The sequence below is a fragment of the Streptomyces sp. NPDC127098 genome, assembly GCF_042722465.1.
Taxonomy (GTDB): Bacteria; Actinomycetota; Actinomycetes; order Streptomycetales; family Streptomycetaceae; genus Streptomyces; species Streptomyces millisiae.
On the sequence record NZ_JBHXFJ010000082.1, the window covers coordinates 1 to 20,470 of the forward strand.

At 73.7% G+C, this 20,470-nt stretch carries 14 protein-coding genes and 1 pseudogene; 6 read left to right on the plus strand and 9 right to left on the minus strand.

What is annotated here, in order from left to right; all coding sequences use genetic code 11:
* Window positions 1–90: 90 nt before the first annotated feature.
* From pepN (ACFWI8_RS32600) to ACFWI8_RS32615, 4 genes are all read right to left on the minus strand, one after another.
* A complete protein-coding gene (pepN, locus tag ACFWI8_RS32600; RefSeq protein WP_387098950.1) occupies window positions 91–2,658 on the minus strand; it encodes an aminopeptidase N in 2,568 nt (855 codons plus the stop codon).
* A gap of 127 nt (window positions 2,659–2,785) precedes the next feature.
* The gene (locus tag ACFWI8_RS32605) at window positions 2,786–6,079 is read right to left on the minus strand and encodes a S8 family serine peptidase (protein WP_387098952.1); all 3,294 of its coding nucleotides are present in this window, start codon (window positions 6,077–6,079) and stop codon (window positions 2,786–2,788) included.
* 143 nt (window positions 6,080–6,222) lie between these two features.
* A complete protein-coding gene (locus tag ACFWI8_RS32610) occupies window positions 6,223–7,182 on the minus strand; it encodes a hypothetical protein (RefSeq protein WP_387098954.1) in 960 nt (319 codons plus the stop codon).
* An 88-nt stretch (window positions 7,183–7,270) separates the two neighbouring features.
* Window positions 7,271–8,773 (minus strand): MFS transporter, encoded by a 1,503-nt coding sequence (locus tag ACFWI8_RS32615; protein ID WP_387098956.1) that lies wholly within the window; start codon window positions 8,771–8,773, stop codon window positions 7,271–7,273.
* A gap of 94 nt (window positions 8,774–8,867) precedes the next feature.
* On the opposite strand from ACFWI8_RS32615, the gene ACFWI8_RS32620 reads away from it, so the two are divergent.
* The 4 genes and pseudogenes from ACFWI8_RS32620 to ACFWI8_RS32635 all read left to right on the plus strand — a co-directional run bounded on the left by ACFWI8_RS32620 (window position 8,868) and on the right by ACFWI8_RS32635 (window position 11,288).
* Window positions 8,868–9,491 (plus strand): TetR/AcrR family transcriptional regulator, encoded by a 624-nt coding sequence (locus ACFWI8_RS32620; protein WP_387098958.1) that lies wholly within the window; start codon window positions 8,868–8,870, stop codon window positions 9,489–9,491.
* A 66-nt stretch (window positions 9,492–9,557) separates the two neighbouring features.
* On the plus strand, window positions 9,558–10,010 hold the full coding sequence (locus tag ACFWI8_RS32625; protein WP_387098960.1) for a nuclear transport factor 2 family protein: 453 nt from the start codon (window positions 9,558–9,560) through the stop codon (window positions 10,008–10,010).
* A gap of 121 nt (window positions 10,011–10,131) precedes the next feature.
* A pseudogene (locus ACFWI8_RS32630) lies at window positions 10,132–10,920 on the plus strand (GNAT family N-acetyltransferase); the annotation flags it as partial.
* Between the two features lie 92 nt (window positions 10,921–11,012).
* Window positions 11,013–11,288 (plus strand): sterol carrier protein domain-containing protein, encoded by a 276-nt coding sequence (locus ACFWI8_RS32635; protein ID WP_387098986.1) that lies wholly within the window; start codon window positions 11,013–11,015, stop codon window positions 11,286–11,288.
* A 350-nt stretch (window positions 11,289–11,638) separates the two neighbouring features.
* On the opposite strand, the gene ACFWI8_RS32640 is transcribed toward ACFWI8_RS32635, so the two are convergent.
* The 4 genes from ACFWI8_RS32640 to ACFWI8_RS32655 form a co-directional block, all read right to left on the minus strand.
* Entirely contained in the window at window positions 11,639–12,451 is an 813-nt protein-coding gene (locus tag ACFWI8_RS32640; protein ID WP_387098962.1) for an Fpg/Nei family DNA glycosylase, read from the minus strand.
* Window positions 12,451–12,927 (minus strand): ribose-5-phosphate isomerase, encoded by a 477-nt coding sequence (locus tag ACFWI8_RS32645; protein ID WP_387098964.1) that lies wholly within the window; start codon window positions 12,925–12,927, stop codon window positions 12,451–12,453. The genes ACFWI8_RS32640 and ACFWI8_RS32645 overlap by 1 nt, the downstream gene beginning before the upstream one ends.
* 22 nt (window positions 12,928–12,949) lie before the next feature.
* A complete protein-coding gene (locus tag ACFWI8_RS32650) occupies window positions 12,950–13,525 on the minus strand; it encodes a biotin transporter BioY (RefSeq protein ID WP_387098966.1) in 576 nt (191 codons plus the stop codon).
* Between the two features lie 273 nt (window positions 13,526–13,798).
* Complete coding sequence (locus tag ACFWI8_RS32655) at window positions 13,799–14,428, minus strand: DsbA family protein (RefSeq protein WP_387098968.1); 630 nt, start codon at window positions 14,426–14,428, stop codon at window positions 13,799–13,801.
* Window positions 14,429–14,588: 160 nt separating this feature from the next.
* Between ACFWI8_RS32655 and pepN (ACFWI8_RS32660) the strand changes: the two genes are divergently transcribed.
* Window positions 14,589–17,183 carry an aminopeptidase N gene (gene pepN / locus ACFWI8_RS32660; protein WP_387098970.1) on the plus strand — a complete coding sequence of 865 codons (2,595 nt, stop codon included), beginning with the start codon at window positions 14,589–14,591 and terminating at the stop codon, window positions 17,181–17,183.
* Window positions 17,184–17,574: 391 nt separating this feature from the next.
* Here pepN (ACFWI8_RS32660) and ACFWI8_RS32665 read toward each other — a convergent pair whose 3' ends face one another.
* On the minus strand, window positions 17,575–18,807 hold the full coding sequence (locus ACFWI8_RS32665; RefSeq protein ID WP_387098972.1) for a GNAT family N-acetyltransferase: 1,233 nt from the start codon (window positions 18,805–18,807) through the stop codon (window positions 17,575–17,577).
* A 128-nt stretch (window positions 18,808–18,935) separates the two neighbouring features.
* On the opposite strand from ACFWI8_RS32665, the gene ACFWI8_RS32670 reads away from it, so the two are divergent.
* Entirely contained in the window at window positions 18,936–20,090 is a 1,155-nt protein-coding gene (locus ACFWI8_RS32670; RefSeq protein WP_387098974.1) for a PP2C family protein-serine/threonine phosphatase, read from the plus strand.
* Window positions 20,091–20,470: the final 380 nt, after the last annotated feature.

Below are 20,470 nucleotides of genomic sequence, written 5' to 3' on the forward strand. Positions count from 1 at the left end.
CCCCCCCCCCCCCCCCCGCCCCGCCGCGGGGGGGGGGGGGGCGGCCGCCTTAAACCCCCCCCCCCCCCGCCCGCGGCCACGCCCCGCCGGCTAGGCGCCGGCGCCGGCGTCGGCGGCCTGGGCCTTGAGCGCCCGTTCGACGCCCGCCCGGGACTCCGTCACCAGCCGCCGCAGCGCCGGCGTCGGGTCGGTCCTGGCGAGCCACGCGTCCGTCGCCGTCAGCGTCTCCTCGGAGACCTGGATCACCGGGTAGAGGCCGACCGCGATCTGCTGGGCCATCTCGTGGCTGCGGGACTCCCAGACGTCCTTGAGCGCGGCGAAGTACTTCTCCGTGTAGGGCGCGAGCAGCTCCCGCTGGTCGGTCTGGACGAAGCCGCTGATCACGGCCTCCTGGACCGCGTTCGGCAGCTTCTCGTCCTCGACGACCGAGGCCCAGGCCGCGGCCTTCGCCTCCGGCGTGGGCCGGGCGGCCCGGGCCGTCGCCGCGTGGCGCTCGCCCGCGGAGGTGCGGTCGCGCTCCAGCTCGGCCGCGATCTCCGGCTCGTCGGCACGCCCGGTGGCGGCGAGGCGCTGGAGCAGCGCCCACCGCAGCTCGGTGTCGACGGCCAGTCCTTCGATCGTCACGGAGCCGGCCAACAGGCCAGCCAGCACGTCGAGTTGTTCGTCGGTGCGGGCCGTGGCCGCGAAGGCGCGGGCCCAGGCCAGCTGGTGGTCACCGCCCGGCTCGGCGGCGCGCAGCCGCTCCAGGGCGGCGTCGGACCAGAGCGTGAGCCCGGTCGGCCGCCAGTCGGGCGCCGCGTACAGGTCGAGAGCCAGCTTGACCTGGCGGTGCAGGGACTGGACGACGCCGATGTCGGACTCCCGGCCGATGCCGGAGAGGACGAGCGCCAGGTAGTCGCGGGTGGCCATCTCGCCGTCGCGGGTCATGTCCCAGGCCGAGGCCCAGCACAGCGCGCGCGGCAGCGACAGGGTGAAGTCGGCCAGGTGCTCGGTGACGACCGCCATGGAGGCCGGGTCGAGCCGCACCTTGGCGTAGGAGAGGTCGTCGTCGTTGAGGAGGACGACGGCGGGGCGCGGCCGGCCCTCCAGGGCCGGCACCTTGGTCAGCTCGCCGTCGACGTCGAGTTCGAGCCGCTCCACCCGCTCCAGCGCGCCGTCGGTCAGTTCGTAGAGGCCGATGGCGATCCGGTGCGGCCGCAGCGTGGGTTCGCCCTTGGCGCCCTCCGGCAGCGCCGGGGCCTCCTGGCGGACCGCGAACGAGGTGATGACGCCGTCCGCGTCGACCTCGATCTCGGGGCGCAGGACGTTGATGCCGGCGGTCTCCAGCCACGCCTTCGACCAGGCGGTGAGGTCGCGGCCGCTGGTCTCCTCCAGCGCGGTCAGCAGGTCGGAGAGCCGCGTGTTGGACCACTCGTGGCGCTTGAAGTACGCCTGCACGCCGCGGAAGAACTCGTCCATGCCGACGTACGCCACCAGCTGCTTGAGGACGCTGGCGCCCTTGGCGTAGGTGATGCCGTCGAAGTTGACCAGGACGTCGTCGAGGTCGCGGATCTCGGCCATGATCGGGTGGGTGGAGGGCAGTTGGTCCTGCCGGTAGGCCCAGGTCTTCATCTGGTTGGCGAAGCTGGTCCAGGCGTGCGGCCAGCGGCTGCCGGGGGCGTGCGCCTGGCAGGCGATGGAGGTGTAGGTGGCGAACGACTCGTTGAGCCACAGGTCGTTCCACCACTCCATGGTGACCAGGTCGCCGAACCACATGTGGGCCAGCTCGTGGAGGATGGTCTCGGCCCGCATCTCGTAGGCCGCGTCCGTCACCTTGGAGCGGAAGACGTACTGGTCGCGGATGGTGACGGCGCCCGCGTTCTCCATCGCGCCAGCGTTGAACTCCGGGACGAACAGCTGGTCGTACTTGGCGAACGGGTAGGGGTAGTCGAACTTCTCCTGGAACCAGTCGAACCCCTGCCGGGTGACCTCGAAGATGGCCTCGGCGTCGAGATGTTCGGCGAGCGAGGGGCGGCAGTAGATGCCGAGCGGCACCGTGCGGCCCGCGCCCTCCCAGCTGCTGTGCACCGAGTGGTAGGGGCCGGCGATCAGCGCGGTGATGTAGGTGGAGACGCGGGGGGTGGCCGCGAACCGCCAGACGTTGTCCTTGGGCTCCGGCGTGGGGGAGTTGGAGATGACCGTCCAGCCCTCGGGCGCCGTCACGGTGAAGGTGAAGGTGGCCTTGAGGTCGGGCTGTTCGAAGCAGGCGTAGACGCGGCGCGCGTCCGGCACCTCGAACTGGGTGTAGAGGTAGGCCTGTTGGTCCACGGGGTCGACGGAGCGGTGCAGCCCCTCGCCGGTGTTGGTGTAGGCGCAGTCGGCCAGCACCCGCAGCTCGTTGTGGCCCTCGACCACGGCCGGCAGCGCGATCCGCGAGTCGGCGAACACCTCGGCCGGGTCGAGCGCGGTGCCGTTGAGCTCCACCTCGCGCACCTCGGGGGCGATCAGGTCCACGAAGGTTGCGCCGGCCTCCCGGGCGGTGAACCGCACGACGGTCTCGGAGCGGAAGGTCCCGCCCTCCTGCGCCCCCGAGATGTCGAGCGTGATGTCGTAAGCGTCGACGCTGAGCAGCCGTGCCCGCTCCCGCGCTTCCTCCCGGGTCAGATTCGTGCCTGGCACCTGGTCTCTCCTTAAGCTGCGAGCTCTGCGGTGTCGCCATCCTTCCACGGAAGACGCGGCCGGGGCGGGCGCGCGGCTCCTCGCCGCGTGCCCGCCCCGGTTTCCTCACCGTCGCCCCTGGGGGTGGCTACGGTGCGGTGACCCGCTGGACGGAGACGTGCCCGGTCCCGGTGACGGTGCCCGCCGCGTTGCGCAGCTGGACCTCCCCGAAGACCTGGCGGCCCGCGCCGGCGTCCGCCGCCGCCTCGGCGACGGTGACCTCGGCGGCGACGTCGGTCGACGCGCCGTTGGCCAGCTCGACCACGCGGTCGGTGTCCACGGCGACGGTGCCGAGCCCGGCGCTGAGGTAGGCGTCCCGGTAGGCGAAGGTGGTGGATCCGGACGGGACGGCGTAGCCGTGCACCTCGATGGTGTAGCTGCCGGCGGCCGGGTCGGTCAGCCGGACCAGTTCCTCGGCCGAGGAGCTGGTGGACTGGCCCACCAGTTCGCCGTCCAGATACACGTACAGGTCGAGGTCGGCGCCCGGGTCGGCGGCCGAGCCGATGGTGACCTCGAACTGCGAGACGCCCTCGCCGAGTTCGACCTCGTTGGTGAGGTACTCGCCCGGCGTGATCGTCGGCGTGTCGCTGAACGCGGAGCCCAGCTCGCCGGCCGCCAGGGAGCCCTCGATGGGGGCGAACCCGTTGGTGACCTCCCAGGTGACGGGCGTCGGGGTGCCGACCGTGGCCTCCTCGACGGTCACGGTCTCCGGTTCGAAGGTGGTGCCGAGCGCGGCGGCGGTGAGCGTGTAGGGGTTGCTCAGCAGCGGCGAGGTGCGCCGCGACTCGACCTCGAACTCCCAGACGCCCGGGGTCGGGTCGTCGTAGGAGCGCAGGTCGGGCCGGCAGGTGTTCGCCGGGTTGTTGTAGTTGGGGTAGCAGTTGACGGTGCTGGAGTCGTCCGCGGGAAGGCCCTCGGGCGAGATGGCGATCCAGCGGGTCTGGCTGCCCTCGGTCAGCCCGGACAGGGCGACCTCCAGCGTCCTCGTGCCCTCGGGCACGGTGACGAAGTAGGAGGTCGAGTCGTTGCGGGTGGCGGTGCCCGACTCGGTCAACGCGTAGTCGGGGGCGCCCAGTTCCCGGGGCACGACGATGGTGGCGAGGACGTGCTGGTCGATGCCCTGGGTGGCGCGGTCGTTGACCGTGAGGATGGCGCTGTGGACGCCGGAGGACCGCGGCTTGGCCCGCAGGGTGACGGTCACCGGCTGGTTCAGCGGCAGCGTGACGCTGGAGGGGCCGAGCAACCGGAAGGTGTCGTCGTGGTTGTTGGTCAGGGCCAGATCGTGCCGCACCGGCCGGTTGGGGCCCGTGGTGCGGACGATGGTGACCTCGTACTCCTCGGACTCGCCCACGGCCGGGGCGCTCTCCCGGTCGTAGACGCCGGTGCCCTGCCCCGGGGTGGCCAGGTGGTCGGCCAGGACGTGGTCGACGGGGGCCGTCACGGTGTACTCGTGGGCGGTGGCGCCGCGGGTGATCAGCTGCCAGGCGGCCGGGACGTCGATGAGCCCGGCGCCCTGCTCGTGCGCCTGCACGCCCCTGATCGAGTCGGCCGAACTGGTCAGCGCCGTGCGCAGGTCGGCGGCCGAGAGGTCGATGTTCCGCTGGTCGGCGGCCGACAGCAGCAGCGCGGCGGCACCGGCGGCCTGCGGCGAGGACATCGAGGTGCCCTGGAGCATGCCGTAGCCGGCCGGCAGCGCGTAGCCTGCCTCGGCGACGGGGGCGCCGGGCTGCCAGGTCGGGATGGTGTTGATCGACGCGCCGGGGGCGACCAGGGTGGGCTTGAAGCCGCCGTCGTCGCGCGGGCCGGCCGAGGAGAACGGCAGCATGGCGTACGAGGTCCGCACGCCGGAGCCGTAGTTGGCGGCCCAGGTCTCCCGGGAGATGCCGGCGCCGACGCTCACCACCAGGTCGGCGACGGACGGGTCGCCGACGGTGTTGGTGCCGGGGCCGTCGTTGCCCGCGGAGATGAACAGCTGGACGTCGTAGGTGGTGATCAGCTCGTTGTAGAGCCTGGCGCGGGCGTTGTTGCCGTCGTTGAGCGCCGGCAGGCCGCCGATCGAGACGTTGACGAGGTCGACGTCGCGGTTGACGACGAGGTCGATCATGCCCTCGAACAGCGCGGTGTAGGTGCAGCCGCCGCCGAACACGCAGGCGCGCGAGGAGACGACCTGGGCGCCGGGCGCGGCGCCGTTCATCTCGCCGCCGAACAGGCTGTTGGCGGCGGTGATGCCGGCCACGTGGGTGCCGTGGCGGCCGGAGACGATGCCGATGTTGACGAAGTCGGCGGTCTGGCCGACCCAGTCGCCGCCGTAGGGGTCCATCGGCACGTCCTCGCGGATCTCCACGACGAACGGCAGGGCCTCGGCGATCTCGGTGTCGGGGTCGTCGGTGCCGAACCAGCCGATCTGGCCGCTGTCGCCGTACGGCCGCAGCTCGTCCTCGTCGGCGAAGTCGCCGTCGTTGTCCAGGTCGACGCGGACGGTGCCGGCCTCGGGGTCGTAGAGCACGGCCCAGCTGTCGGTGGTGTCGCCGTCGCGGTTGACGTCGCGGCCGATCTCGCCGACGGCCACGGACTCGCGGAAGGCGTTGATCAGGTACTCGCCCTCGGGCGCCGTGTACTGCCGGCCCGAGTAGGTGAAGGAGGAGCCGGAGACGGCGGTGACCATCGCGCGCCAGGAGCCGTCGCCGTCGATGATCGGGTCGGTGGCGGTGACCCAGTCGGTGATCTTCGGCTCGCCGGTGGTGGTCTCCTGGAGCGCCGGGTGGGCGAGGTCGACACCGGTGTCCAGGACGCCGATGGTGACGCCGCGGCCGTCCCAGCGCGGGTGGTCGTCGACGAAGTCGACGGCGCCGGTCTCGTGGGCCGGCTGGTACGGGTTGACGGCCGGGGTGTCGGCGTCGGGCGCGGAGTAGGCGCGCCCGGCGTTGCCCGAGCCCGTGCCGGCACCCGTCTCGGGCAGCGGATCCGGCACGGGGATCTCGTCGTTGAGGTCGATGGCGTGGACGGAGTCCAGGCCGACGGCCTCCTCGATGGCCTGGTCGGCCCGGCCGGTGCGCACGGTCACGCGCACGTAGCCGATCTCGTCCTCGGTGAAGCCGACGGAGGCCCCCGGCACGCCGCCGACGGTCTCGGCGACCTCCTCGGTGGCGCCCGGCTCGGCGGCGATCATCAGGGTGACGAACGGCTCGTCACCCGCCTTGGCCTCGGCGAGCAGGGCGGCGTCCTGGGTGGAGAACTTCTCGCCGATGGGCTTGTCGGTGACTGGTGGGGGAACGTCGTCGGCGGCCAGCGCGGGGGTGAGGCCGGCGAGACCGAGCGAGGCCACCAGACCGGCGGCCAGGGTGACGCGGGACAGCGGTCTGTGACGTGATCTCTGTGACATGGACATCCTTGGTCGGATTACCTGATCAGGATGACGGGTCATCCTACGGAAGTACCGGAACCCTGGCGTCACTTGTGACCGAGGTTGTCCCATTCCTATCGGTAACATTTGTGTTACTCGCATTTACCGGGCCGGCGCGTCACTCAACGGGGCAGCACCACCAGATAGTTGGCCGGCGGCCCGGCCGCCGCCGCCCGCAGCGCCGCCCGCACCCTGGCCGCCTCGCCGAGCGGGCACTCGCGCAGCCGCCGCGGCGTGACCCGCACGAGCCGCACCCCGATCCCGGCCAGCGTCCCCCGCCACTCGCCGGCGCCACCCTCGTTCCCGTCGTCGATCTCCACCGCCACCCCCTGCGCCGGCCAGTAGGCGTCCACCGCGCCCACGTAGGGGCCGTCCGGTAGCCAGAGCCCCACGTTCCAGCAGGGGTCCGGCAGCCGGCCCAGGCGAACGGCGTCCAGCAGCCGTTCCTCGGAGACCGACCGGCCCTCGGCGAGCAACGTCCGTACCGCGCCCGCCACCTGTGGTCGGCCGAGCAGCCGGGCCCTGGCCAACTCCCGCAGCACCGCCGACGCCTCGCAGTGCCCGCCGCGCACCGCCTCGGTCAACAGCCGCCGCACCGTCGTCGCGTCCCCGATCCGGCCCGCCGCGTCGGCCAGCGCCCGCTCCACCGGCGCCACCGGAAAACCGGCCAACTCCACGGCCCTGGGCAGCACCTCGGTACGCACCAGCCGGGCGGGACCGGACGACCGCAGCCGCCGCGTCCTGGGCACCAGCACGTCCATCCGGTCCAACTCCCCGAGCGACGGCGCCCCGTTGAACCCGTGCAGGGCCAGCGCCGCGAGCCCCGTCACCACCGCCTCCCCTGGCCGGCCCCCGATGTAGCCCAACACCGCCCGTAGCATCTCCTCCCCGCTCGGCGGCCCCGCGTGCAGCAGGAAGACGCCGGGCAGCGGCATCTGCCACGGCCCGCCGGGCCGACACCGCTCGTGCGCCGCCGCCACCGGCACCCCGTGCCGCCGCAACTCCCGCGTGGTCATCACCGACCGAGCCCCCTCGGCGAGCTGTCGCAACGGCCGAGGCACCAGAGGCGTGTTCTCACTCATGCGCCACGGATTACCCGTTGTCGCCGCCCGACTCCACCGCTGTTACCCGCCTGTGGGCAAACGCGGACCAAGCTGGGGGAAATGGACGTCAGTTCGGGTCACTCGCGTCCCGCCCAGGTAGCAGGAGCGCGGCGGCGAGCCCGCCCACGACCACCACCGCTCCGCCGACCAGCAGGGCGCCGAGCATGCCGGCGGTGAAGGCGTCGCGGGCCGCCTCGGCCAGCCGCTCGCCGGCCGGACCGCCGAGCCGCTCGGCCGTGGCCAGCGCGGCGGCGAGCGAGTCGCGCGGCGCCTCCGCGCTCGTGGCGTCCGCGATCTCCGCGCGGTAGACGGTGTTGAAGGCGCTGCCGAGCGCCGCGATGCCCAGCACGCCGCCGAGTTCGCGGGTGAGGTCGTTGAGCGCGGAGGCGACGCCCTGCTCGCCGCGCGGCAGGGCGGCGACGATCGCGTCCGTGGCCGGGGTGGCGGCGAAGGCGATGCCGGCGCCGAGGAGCGCGGTGCTGCCCAACACCGGCCAGTAGCTCGCGCGGTCCGCGAGGAGGCCCATGAGGCCGAGCCCGAGCCCGATCGTCGCCATCCCGCCGCCCACCACCGCGCGCATGCCGTACCGCTGGGCGATCGGCGGCGCGAGCGGCGAGAAGGCGATGGCGGACAGGGCCATCGGCACGAGCGCGAGCCCGGCCCGGAACGGCGAGTACCCCAGAACCTGTTGCAGGTGCTGGAGCAGGAGGAAGAAGAAGCCGAACATGGCCAGGGTCTCCGCCGTGATCACCAGCGAGCCGGCCGAGACGCCACGGAGCCGGAACACCCGCGGGTCGAGCAGCGGCCGTTCGCGCCCCGACTCCCAGCGCACGAAGGTGACGAGCCCCACCACCCCGGCGCCGAGCCCGCCCAGCACCGCCGGGTCGCCCCAGCCGCGCTCGGGTCCCTCGACGATGCCGAAGACCAGGGCACCGATCCCGGCGACCGACAGCAGGGAACCGACGGCGTCCAAGGGCGCCGGGTCCGGGTTCCGCGACGCGGGCGTGACCACTGCCGAAGCCAGCAGCGCCACGGCCGCGAGGCCGGCGTTGAGCACGAACACCGACCGCCAGGAGAAGAGTTCGAGCAGCCCGCCGGCGGCCAGCACGCCGAGCAGCGCCGAGCCGAAGCTGATCCCCGACCAGACGCCGACCGCCCGGCCGCGCTCCTCCGGCGGGAAGGCGTGGGTGATCACGGCCAGCGTCATCGGCATGACCAGCGCCGCGCCGACGCCGGCCACCACGCGCAGGGCGATGATCGCGGTCACGTCGTCCACCGCGACGACCGTGGCCGATGCGACGCCGAACAGCGCGAGGCCGGTGAGCAGCACCCCCCGGCGGCCGTACCGGTCTCCCAGGGCGCCGCCGGTCAGCAGCAGGCCGGCGAACGCGACGCCGTAGGCGTTCATGACCCACTGCAACTCGGCCTCGGAGGCACCCAGATCCCCCGCCATGCCGGGGACGGCCACCAGCAGCGAGGCCAGCATGCCGACCACCACGGCGAGCGCCAGACACATCACCCCCAGCACGACGGCCCGGCGCCGGGCGCTCGATATCTCCGCGGACTCCATGACGCAACTCCCTCAAACGTACGATTCAAGCGGTCGTTTGAATAGAAGCACGTCGACGTTGCCTCGATCAAGCGCTTGTTTTAACGTGGGCCCGATGCCAGACGCCTCCCCGACCAAGAGCCGGATCCTCGACGCCGCCGAGGAGCTCTTCGGCGACCACGGCTACGCCGCCACCACGCTCCGCGCCGTCACGGAGGCGGCCGGGGCCAACGTGGCCGCCGTCAACTACCACTTCGGCTCCAAGGAGGGCCTGCTGCGCGCCGTCGTGCGGCGCGCCATGGAGTCGGTCAACGCCGAACGGGAGCGGCGGCTCGACGAGTTGACGGCCGCCGGCACGCCCCCGGGCGTCGGGGACCTGGTGCGGACCTTCGTCGGGACCGGCGCCAGCCTGGTCCGCCGGCACGGCCCGCGCGGCCCGCGCGTCGCCCGGTTCGTCGGCCGCGTCGTGTGCGAGCCCGACCCCCGGATCCGGCGGATCTTCGCCGACGAGGTCAGCCCCGTCGAGGGCCGCTACCGCACGGCACTCGCCGCCGCCCTCCCCGAACTCCCGGCCGACGAGGTCACGTTCCGCTACCGCGCGATGATCGGCCTGCTCGCCCTCCACCAGTCGGGCACCCTCACCGGCCTCTCGCCCGACACCTCCCCGACAGGCCCTGAAACGGACACCGAGCGCCTGATCACCCTGCTCACCACGGCGTTCACCGCGCCGCGCACCTGACCGGGAACGCAACGCGACGTCCGATCACCGCCGGCGGGCCACGGCACCGGCGGTGACGCTGGTGGCATGACCGACGCATCGACGACCACCGACTCGACAGCCGTGCTCACCGGCATGTACGCGGCGGAGGCCGCGTACCTGGCGGCCGGCGGCCCCGGCAAGGCCTCCTTCGCCCCGCTCGCCCCGTACTTCTCGCCCGACGTCGTGCTGCACCAGGCCGAGGCCCTGCCCTTCGGCGGCACCTGGCGCGGGCACGCCGGCATGGAGCGGTTCTTCCTGGCCATGAGCCTGACGTGGGAGTCCTTCGACATGGTGGAGCAGGAGTTCCTGGCCACGGGCGAGACCGCGGTGGTCCTCACCCAGGTCCGGGCCCGCGCCCGCACCACCGGCCGGGAGCTCGCCTTCCCCATCCTGCAGACCCTCACGATCGAGGACGGCCGGATCGCCCGGGTCCAACCGTTCTACTGGGACACCGCCGCCATCGCCGAAGCCTGCGCGGGGCCCGCCGGAGTCGCGTGACGTCGCCGCGTTGGGGGCCGCGTCCGCGATCGAGCGAGGTGTCGGGTAGACAGAACCGGTGACCAACCAGCCATACCCACCGCGCGCCGTGCGGGACGAGGAGTTCGACGCCTGGGCGCGCATGATCGCCGACACCTACGGCATGGACCGCACCGACGAGGAGCTGGCCGACCAGCGGGCCGCCACCGACCTCGCGCGGACGCTCGGCGCGTTCGACGAGGGCCGGCCGGTGGCCGGCGCCTCCGTCTACCGCCGGGCCCTGACCGTGCCCGGCGGCGTCCTGCCGGTGGCCGGCGTCGCCTCCGTGGGCGTGGCACCGACGCACCGGCGGCGCGGCCTGCTCACCGCGATGATGCGCGCCCAGCTCACGGACCTGCACGAGAACGGCCGCGAGCCGATCGCCGCGCTCCGCCCCTCGGAGGCCGGGATCTACGGGCGCTACGGCTACGGCCCCGGCACGCTCGGGAACCGGATCCGCTGCGACCGGCGCGCCCTGCGCCTCCGCCCGGACGTGGACTGCGGCGACGGCGTCGTGCGGCAGCTCGACCCCGGCGCGGCCCGCCCGCTCGTCGAGCGGGTCTACGACGAGGCGCGGGCCACGACCGTCGGCTGGCCCGACCGGCAGGAGCCGCACTGGCGGGCCCGCCTCGCCGACCACCGGCACCGCCGCGGCGGGGCCACCGCCCTCCGGTACGTCGTGCACCAGGAGCGCGACGGCCGGGCCACCGGCTACGCCCTCTACCGGCACCGCGCCGTCGACGACACGGGCGTGGCGGAGGTCGTGGAACTCGCGGCGCTCACCCGCCAGGCGTACGCCGCCCTCTGGCGCTTCCTCACCGGGCTCGACCTGGTGACCTGGATCGACCACGAGGGCGCGCCGGACGAGCCGCTGCCCCACCTGCTCGCCGAGCCCAGGGCCGTCACCTCGGCCCTGGTCGACCGGCTCTGGGTGCGCCTCGTCGACGTCGGGGTTACGCCCAGCCGCTGGACGTCGTGCTCGACGTGCGGGACGACTTCTGCCCCTGGAACACCCGGCGGTACCGGCTCCTCGCCGACGGCGGAGGCGCCGCCTGCGCGCCCACCACCGCCCCCGCCGACCTGCGCCTCACCGTCGCCGAACTCGGCGCCGCCTTCCTCGGCGGCACCACCCTGGCCACCCTCGCGGCCGCCGGCCGCGTCGAGGAGACCCGCCCGGGCGCGCTGGCCCGCGCCTCGGCGGCCTTCCGCGGCGAACGCGAGCCCTGGTACCCCGGCGGCTGGGCCTTCCCCCTCTACTGAGCGGGCGGCCTCAGCCGCGCCGCCGCCTCGCCAGCAGCGCGCCGCCCGCGACGACGAGGCCGATCGCGGCGACCCTGGCCGCGCCGTAAAGACCGGTCAGGTCGCCGTCGTCGTCCACCCCACCGAAGAACAGGAAGCCGGCGACGCCGAGGCCGAGCACCACGAGGAGCACCCCGCCGACGACGCCCAACCCCGCCCACCAGGGGCCGTCCCCGGCCGCCGCCTCGCCGTTCCCCGAGTGTGACCGCTCGCTCATGTCCCTCTTCCCCAACGCCTGTCGCGGATGCGGGCGCACCGCTCACGGGGACCGACGCGCGGCCCGGCGGCGCGGTTCCCCGGCGGCCGGCGCGTCAGCGCCCCTGACAGGACGGGCACCAGAAGAGGTTGCGCGCCACCAGGGTCGCGGTCGCGACCTCGGCCGCGCAGACCAGGCAGGGCTGACCGGCACGGCGGTACACGTAGACCTCACCGCCGTGGTCGTCCACCCGGGGCGGCCGGCCCATGGCCTCGGGGGTGTGCTCGGCGCGGACCGTGTCGATGCGGTTGTTGCGGACGCCCTCCCGCATCAGGGCCACCAGGTCGGACCAGATCGCCGACCACTCGGCGGGGGAGAGGGAACGCCCGGCGCGGTAGGGGTCGATGCCGTGGCGGAAGAGGACCTCGGCCCGGTAGACGTTGCCCACCCCGGCCACCACCTTCTGGTCCATCAGCAGCGCGGCGATCGAGACGCGACTCGCGGAGATCCGCCGCCACGCCCGCTCCGGGTCGGCGTCGGCGCGCAGCGGGTCGGGGCCCAGCCGCGCCTCGATGGCCGCCTTCTCGCCGTCGGTGATGAGCGCGCACGCGGTGGGCCCGCGCAGCTCCGCGTAGCCGGCGGCACCCACCAGACGCAGCCGGATCTGCCCGACCGGGGCCGGCGCGGGACCCTCGCCGAAGGCGACCTTGCCGTACAGGCCGAGGTGGATGTGGACCCAGCCGATCGGGCCGAAGCCAAGGAAGAGGTGCTTGCCGTGCGCCTCGGCGCCGGTCAGCGGCTGCCCGTCGACCAGCGCCGCGCCGTCCGCGAACTTGCCCTGCGGGCTGTCCGCCCGCACCGGCCGGCCGCCGCCGAAGCGCGTGACGTACTCGGCGGCGAGCCGGTGGATGGTGTGGCCCTCGGGCATCAGTGCCCTTCGGGGAGCGGCGGCAGGGTGCCGTCCTTCTCGTAGGCGGCGAGCATGTCGATCCGCCGGGTGTGCCGGTCGGCGCCCGAGTAGGGGGTGGAGAGGAAGACCGCGACGAACGAGGTGGCCTCGTCCGCCGAGTGCATCCGGGCGCCGACGCTGAGCACGTTGGCGTTGTTGTGCTCACGGCCGAGCCGCGCCGTCTCCTCGCTCCAGGCGAGGGCGCAGCGCACGCCCGCGACCTTGTTGGCCGCGATGGCCTCGCCGTTGCCCGAGCCGCCGATCACGACGCCCAGCGCCTCCGGGTCGGCGGCCGTCCGCTCGGCGGCGCGCAGGCAGAACGGCGGGTAGTCGTCCTCGGCGTCGAAGACGTGCGGGCCGCAGTCGACGGGCTCGTGGCCGTGCTCCTTCAGCCAGTCGATCAGATGGCTCTTGAGCTCGTAGCCGGCGTGGTCGGAACCGAGATAGACGCGCATGGGGACGAGTCTGTCATGTCCCTCAGCCGCGACGGCCGACGAGGTGCCAGGCCGCCGGCAGCGCGCCCATCGCCAGCGCCGCCTTCAGCGCGTCACCGATCAGGAACGGCACCAGACCGGCGTCGACCGCCTCGGCCGCCGACATGCCGGTGGCCACCGCCAGGTAGGGGACGCCGACCGCGTAGATGATCACGGTGCCCACCGCCATCGTGCCCACGGTGCGCAGCACGGTCCGGTCGCCGCCCCTGCGGGCCAGCGCGCCCACGGTGGCCGCGGCCAGCGTCATGCCGATGACGTAGCCGAACGACGGCATCGCCGCACCGGAGGCGCCCTCGGCGAACCACGGCATGCCCGCCATGCCGGCCAGCAGGTACAGCAGCATCGAGGTCAGGGCGCGCGCCGGGCCGAGCGAGGCGCCGACCAGCAGCGCGGCGAAGGTCTGGCCCGTGACCGGCACCGGCGAGCCGGGCACGGGCACGGCCAGCTGGGCCGCGACGCCGGTGAGCGCGGCACCGCCGAGGATCAGCGCGGCGTCCCGGACGCGGGCCCGGGAGACGGTGGCGGCGGGCAGCAGATCGGCCAGCACGGCTGTGCTCATCAGATGACTCCGAACGGTGAGGCGGCAGGGGAAAGGAGACCCCCTGACGCTAACCGAAGGAACGGGCGATCTTCGCGTGGGTTTGCCGACATATCCACCTCGGGCCCGTTGGTGGAAAGCGACAGCCCCACCACCGGCGCGTTGATCAACTGGCAGGATGAGTCGGCGCGTTGCCCGGCCGGCGCCGGGCGCGCACCGGCCGGCCCGCCGCCCGATCGTCTTCTCACCTTCACGGCGGGCGGCGGGCCGGTGGCCTCCCTGCCGCGCCCGGCCTCAGTCGAACTGCGGCTCGGCGTCGCGGGTGCGCTTGATCTCGTAGAAGCCGGGCGTCGAGGCGACGAGCAGCGTGCCGTCCCACAGTCGGGCCGCCGCCTCGCCCTTGGGGGCCGGGGTGACCACGGGACCGAAGAACGCTATCTGCGAGCCGTCCGCGCCCGGCACGGCGATCACCGGGGTGCCGACGTCCTGCCCGACCAGGTCGATGCCCTCCTTGTGGGAGGCGCGCAGTCGCTCGTCGTACTCCGTCGACTCGGCCGCGTCCGCCAGCGAGGCCGGCAGCCCGGCCGCTACCAGCGCCTCCTCGATCGTGGCCCGGTCACGCTCCTGCTTCCGGTTGTGGAAGCGGGTGCCGAGCTCCGTGTAGAGCGGCCCGAGCACCTCCGGGCCGTGTTCCTGCTCGGCCGCGACGCACACCCGCACCGGGCCCCACGCCGTCTTCAGCATCTCGGCGTACTGGGCGGGCATCTCGTCGAGCCGCGGCTCGTTCAGCACGGCCAGGCTCATCACGTGCCAGCGCACCTCGACCGGTCGGACCTTCTCGACCTCGAGCATCCAGCGCGAGGTCATCCAGGCCCAGGGGCACAGCGGATCGAACCAGAAGTCCGCCGGGGTCTTCTCCGACATCGGGTCTCCTCGGGTCATGTCTGGGGGGCGGCCGGTGACACCTGGCCACGACACCGGCCCAACACTCGCGGCCGCCCACACATTCCCGCCCGTGCGCGGGCGCCGCGTCCCGTGACATGCTGGCCGCGCCCAGCGACCAGAAGGAGCAGAGGGAGCTCACGTGCCCGGAGAGAACCTGACCCGCGACGAGGCCCGGGAGCGGGCCCGGCTGCTGACCGTGCACGGCTACGAGGTGGCGCTCGACGTGCGGTCCGCGATCGAGTCGCCGCCGGTCGCCGGGGGCCGCACCTTCCGCTCCACCACCACCATCCGCTTCGCCTGCGCCGAGGACGGCGCGAGCAGCTTCGCCGACCTGCTGGCGCCGACCGTCCACTCGGTGACCCTCAACGGCGTCGAGCTGCCCGTCGACGAGGTCTTCGACGGCAGCCGGGTGCGCCTCGAAGGGCTGCGCGGAGAGAACGAGCTCACGGTGGACGCGGCCTGTGCCTACAGCCGCACCGGTGAGGGGCTGCACCACTTCACCGACCCCGAGGACGGGGAGATCTACCTCTACACGCAGTACGAGCCGGCCGACGCGCGCCGCGTCTTCGCCAACTTCGAGCAGCCCGACCTCAAGGCGCCCTTCACCTTCCGCGTCACCGCGCCCGCGCACTGGACGGTGCTCAGCAACGGCGCCGAGACCGGGCGGTCACCGGTCTCGGGACCCGGGGAGCCGGCCGCGACCTGGCACTTCGCGACCACCAGGCCCATCTCCACCTACATCACGGCGGTCGTCGCCGGGCCCTACCACTACGTCACCGACCACTACGCGCGCGAGCTGCCGGGCGGCGAGCGCCTGGAGATCCCGCTGGGCGCGCTCTGCCGCAAGGGTCTGGCCAGGCACTTCGACCCGGACGAGATCTTCACCACCACCAAGCAGGGCTTCGACTTCTTCCACGACCACTTCGGCTTCCCCTACCCCTTCGGCAAGTACGACCAGGCGTTCGTGCCCGAGTACAACCTCGGCGCGATGGAGAACCCGGGCTGCGTCACCTTCCGCGAGGAGTACGTGTTCCGCGGCCGCACCACGCGGGCCGCGTACCAGGGGCGGGCCAACACCCTGCTGCACGAGATGTCGCACATGTGGTTCGGCGACCTGGTCACCATGGAGTGGTGGGACGACCTGTGGCTCAAGGAGTCCTTCGCGGACTTCATGGCCGCCTTCTCACTGGTCGAGGCCACCCGCTTCGAGGAGGGCTGGATCTCCTTCGCCAACCGCCGCAAGGCGTGGGCCTACCGGGCCGACCAGCTGCCCTCCACCCACCCGGTGACCGCCGACATCCGCGACCTCCAGGACGCCAAGCTCAACTTCGACGGCATCACCTACGCCAAGGGCGCGAGCGTGCTCAAGCAGCTGGTGGCGTACGTGGGGCGCGACGCGTTCCTGGAGGGCGCGCGCCGCTACTTCCAGCGCCACGCCTACGGCAACACCACCCTGGCCGACCTGCTGGCCGTGCTCGGCGAGACCTCGGGCCGCGACATGACCGGCTGGTCGCGCGCCTGGCTCCAGACCGCGGGCGTCAACTCCCTCACGCCGCGGGCGACGTACGACGCCGACGGGCGCCTGACCGAGCTCGTCGTGCACCAGGAGGCCCCGGAGAGCCACCCGACGCTGCGACCGCACCGGGTGGCCGTCGGCCTCTACCGCCGCGAGGAGCCGGGCGGCCCGCTGGTGCGGTACGCGCGCGCCGAGGTGGACGTCGAGGGCGCCACCACCACCGTGCCGGCACTGGCCGGCGCGGACCGGCCCGAGCTGATCCTGGTCAACGACGAGGACCTGACGTACTGCAAGGCCCGCTTCGACGAGGGCTCCCTCGACACCCTGCGGGCCCGGCTCGGCGACATCGCGGACCCGCTGGCCCGGGCGCTGTGCTGGTCGGCGCTGTGGAACCTGACCAGGGACGCCCTGCTCCCGGCCCGCGACTTCCTGGCCCTGGTGCGGGACTTCGGCGGGGCCGAGACCGAGATCGGGGTGTTGCAGATGGTGCACGCCTGGGCACACACGGCCCTGGTGCACTACACCCCGGCGGGCGCGCGGGACGAGGCCGCGCGCGGCCTGGCCGAGGCCGCGCTCCACCAACTGCGGCTCGCCGCGCCCGGCAGCGACCACCAGCTGGCCTGGGCCCGCTTCTTCGCCTCCTGCGCCGCGTCCGACGCCGACTTCCAGCTGCTGACCGGCCTGCTGGCCGGCACCGCGCGGATCGACGGACTCGACGTCGACCAGGAGCTGCGCTGGGCCTTCCTCGAACCACTGACCGCCCACGGCCATGCCGGCGAGGCCGAACTGGCCGACGAACTCGCCCGCGACGACACCGCGTCCGGCAAGCGCCACCACGTCCGCTGCCTCGCGGCCCGCCCGTCCGCCGAGGTCAAGGCCAGGGCCTGGGCAGAGGTGGTGGAGTCGGACGCGCTCTCCAACGCGCTGGTCGAGGCCACGATCGACGGCTTCGCCCAGCCCGGCCAGCGGGAACTGCTCGCGCCGTACGCGGAGCGGTACTTCGAGGCGATCGAGGGCGTCTGGGCCAAGCGGACCATCGAGATCGCGATGGCCGTCGTACGGGGGCTCTTCCCCGCGTACCAGGACAAGCGGGCCACGCTCGACGCGACCGACGCCTGGCTGACCACACACGAGTCGGCCCCGCCGGCCCTCCGCCGCCTCGTCCTGGAAGCGAGGGACGACCTCGCCCGAGCGCTCCGGGCCCAGGCCACGGCCTGAGGTTTCGCTGCGCTCGGCTTCGGCCGCCGGCCCGAGCCTGCCGGCCTGCGGCCCGTGCCGCGCCCACCCACCCGCCCTTGGCGGGTGGCCTTGCGCGGCTCGGGCCGCGTGGCCCGGCGGCGCGGCCGCCCCCGGCCCGCCGGGCCGTGCCCCGCGCGCAGCGCGGTTCAGGCCCGCCACCCCGCGCGAAGCGCGAAAAAGGGCGGGTGGGTGGGGGGAATCCCCGGCGCGAAGCGCCCGGGCACCCGGCGACGCGGCCGCCACAGGTCCGCGCGAAGCGCCCGAAAAGGGGCGGGTGGGTGGGGGCAAATCCCGCGCGAAGCGCCGACGCAGCCCAGCGCCCCGCCGGGCGCGCGCCCCTTCGGGGCCCTCCCCCCGCCAGGGGGCAAGGTCAGAAGCCGTGCGGCAGCCACGGCGCCACCGCCGAGGAGAACGCCGTCGCCGCCGGCGCCAACGCGCCGTCCCGGAGTTCCCGCACCAGGCCCGCCCCCGCCAGCGCCGCCAGGGAGGCGTCGCCGAGGTAGGCCGCGCCCAGCGCCCGCACGTGCTCGAAGGAGAGGTCCGCCGGGTCCGTGGTCCGCTCGCACACCGCCCCCTCGGGGCCGCCGCTCAGCCGCCAGCGGCCCGTGTTCCAGGGGCACAGCTCGTCCTCGACCGCCAGCACCACGTCCACCTCTCGCGCGTACGTCCGGGCCGCGAGCGCCGCGCCCACGTCGACCGTCCGCACATGGAGCCGGTCGATGGTCCGCAGCTGGCAGCGGCGGACGTCGGAGACGAGGTGGATCAGCGGGTCGTCCGCCGGACGGTTCTCCAGCACCACGGTCGACATCAGGTCCGTCTCGCACAGGAAGCGCAGCAGCGCGCCGTACGCCGCCGGCTCGGCGGCCGTCAGGTCACGGACCAGCACGGTGCCGTCGGGCACCGTCGCCTCCCACCGCGGCTTGAGCGCGTACCGCGCGTAGCCGAGCAGCTCGCCGTCCCGCTCGGCCAGCACACAGCGCAGCTCGGAGGCGCCGTTCCGCTCGCGCGGCGGGTCGAACAGCGGCAGCTTCTCCCATCCGGGTTGGCGCGCCAGCACGCCGGGGCGGGTGGGGACGAGGCGCGCGTACAGCTCCTCGCAGCGGGCCGCGGCCTCGGCCGGCGGCAGCACGGTGAGGGTGAGGTCGTCGGCGCTGGCCGGCGGGGTGACCCGGACCCGTGCCGTGTCGATGGTCGCCCGCATCGCGCGTGTCGCGACGCCGTAGCCGAAGCGCCCGTAGATCTGCTGTTCGGACGCGGTGAGCGCGGCCAGTGGCTCGCCCGCCTCGTGGAAGCCCTGGAGGGCCGACCGCATCATCCGCCGCAGCAGTCCGCGCCGCCGGTGGGTGGCGGCGACGCTGACCATCGTCACGCCGGCGGTCGGCACCGGGTTGCCGCCCGGTACCGTCATCAGGAAGGAGAAGGAGCTGAAGGAGCCGACGCTCCGGTCGCCGTCCCAGGCCGCGAGGGACCGATCGATTTCGGTCAGTTCTCGCCAGAGCGCACGTTCCTCGGGCGCTTTCGACACCCCGCCGAAAGCCCATTCGAGCCCGGCGAACCAGGCATCCCACTCCTTCTCCCGCAGACCGCGCAGCTCAATCGTCATATCACCATCCCTATCAGCGCGGTCAGCGCCGAGCGACACAATTTCCCCACCCCCGAATGTCCCGTACACGTATCCGAACCTGGCAAAGGTTCGACGCGCGACCGAACGGGTGGATAAGGTCCCTGGTCATGGCACGCGGCAGCGAGACTGCACCGAGGAGGGCCCGACGACACCAGGCCCAGAAGGCAGTTCACCGCGTCCGCACCCGGCTGCGTCGTTCGGCCGTCGACTACTTCCGCGGCGGCACCTCCGACTGGTGGGCCTTCGGCGCCCTGCTCGCCACCGTCCCGCTGCTGAGCCTCGCGACCGTCGCCTGGCCGGAATGGTGCCCGCCCGAGGCGCTCGTCCTGCCGCTGGTCGCCGGCGGCCTGCTGCTGCGTCCGGCCAGCCTGTTGGGCCTGTACGCCGTCGTCGCCACCGCCCTCGTGATGGAGACGGCGCTGATCGACCCCGGCCGCGGCGTCCCCGACCCGGTCACCCCCGGCACCATCCTGGTGGTGGCGGCCGTCGCCCTGACCGGGCTGTTGATAGCCCAGTTCCGCAGCCGGGTCGGTGTGCCCTGGCGGCGCGGCGGCACCATGCTCTTCGACCTGCGCGAACGCATCCGCGCCCAGGGGGCGCTGCCGCCGCTGCCCAAGGGCTGGCACCGGGAGGTGTCGCTGCGGCCGGCCGGCGGGCAGTCGTTCTCCGGCGACTTCGTGGTCGCCGCCCGTACCGGCCCCGACCGCCGCACCCTGGAGGTCGTGCTCACCGACGTGTCGGGCAAGGGCATGGACGCGGCCTCCCGCTCGCTGCTGCTCTCCGGCGCCTTCGGCGGCCTGCTCGGCTCGCTGCCGCCGCACTCCTTCCTGCCCGCCGCCAACGGCTACCTGCTGCGGCAGAACTGGGAGGAGGGCTTCGCCACCTCCGCCCACCTGGTCCTCGACCTGGACACCGGCGACTTCGAACTGCTGTCGGCCGGCCACCTGCCGGCCGTGCAGCGGGGCGCGGGCACCGGCCGCTGGGAGGAGGTCAGCGCCGAGGGGCCGCTGCTCGGCGTCTACGACGGCGCCGAGTTCCACCCGGCCAAGGGCACGCTGCGCCGCGGTGACGTGCTGATGCTCTTCACGGACGGCCTGGTGGAGCGCTCGGACCGGGACATCTCCGACGGTATCGACCGGCTGACCGGCGAGGCCGACCGCTACGTCACCACCGGCTTCCGTGGCGCCGCCTGGCACCTCATCGAGTCGGTGGCCAAGGACGTGAACGACGACCGCGCCCTGCTGATCATCGGCCGCGAGTGACTTAGGCCCTGTCCGGGCGGTCTTCTTCGGGCCCTTGTCTCCCCCAGCCATGGGGTCCCCCCGGACGGAGTCTGGGGGAGGCTGGGAGGTGCCCCCATCGCTGCGGCACCTCGCCGCGTTGCCCGCGCCGCGGAGCGGCATGTCGGGCGCTGCGCGCGAATACGGCTGGGTATGAGCTGCGCTGCGGTCGAGGTGCGGCTCCGCCGCGTGGGGCGCCTTGAGCGAAGCGACTGGGGGCACCTCTCCGGGGGCACCGCCCTGGGGGTACCTCCCTGGGGGTACCTCCCAGCGTTAGCTGGGGGCCGTTAGCTGGGGGCCGTTAGCTGGGGGCCGTTGGCTGGGGGAGCACCGCGTCTGACGCCCGCAGCGGGCTGATCCTC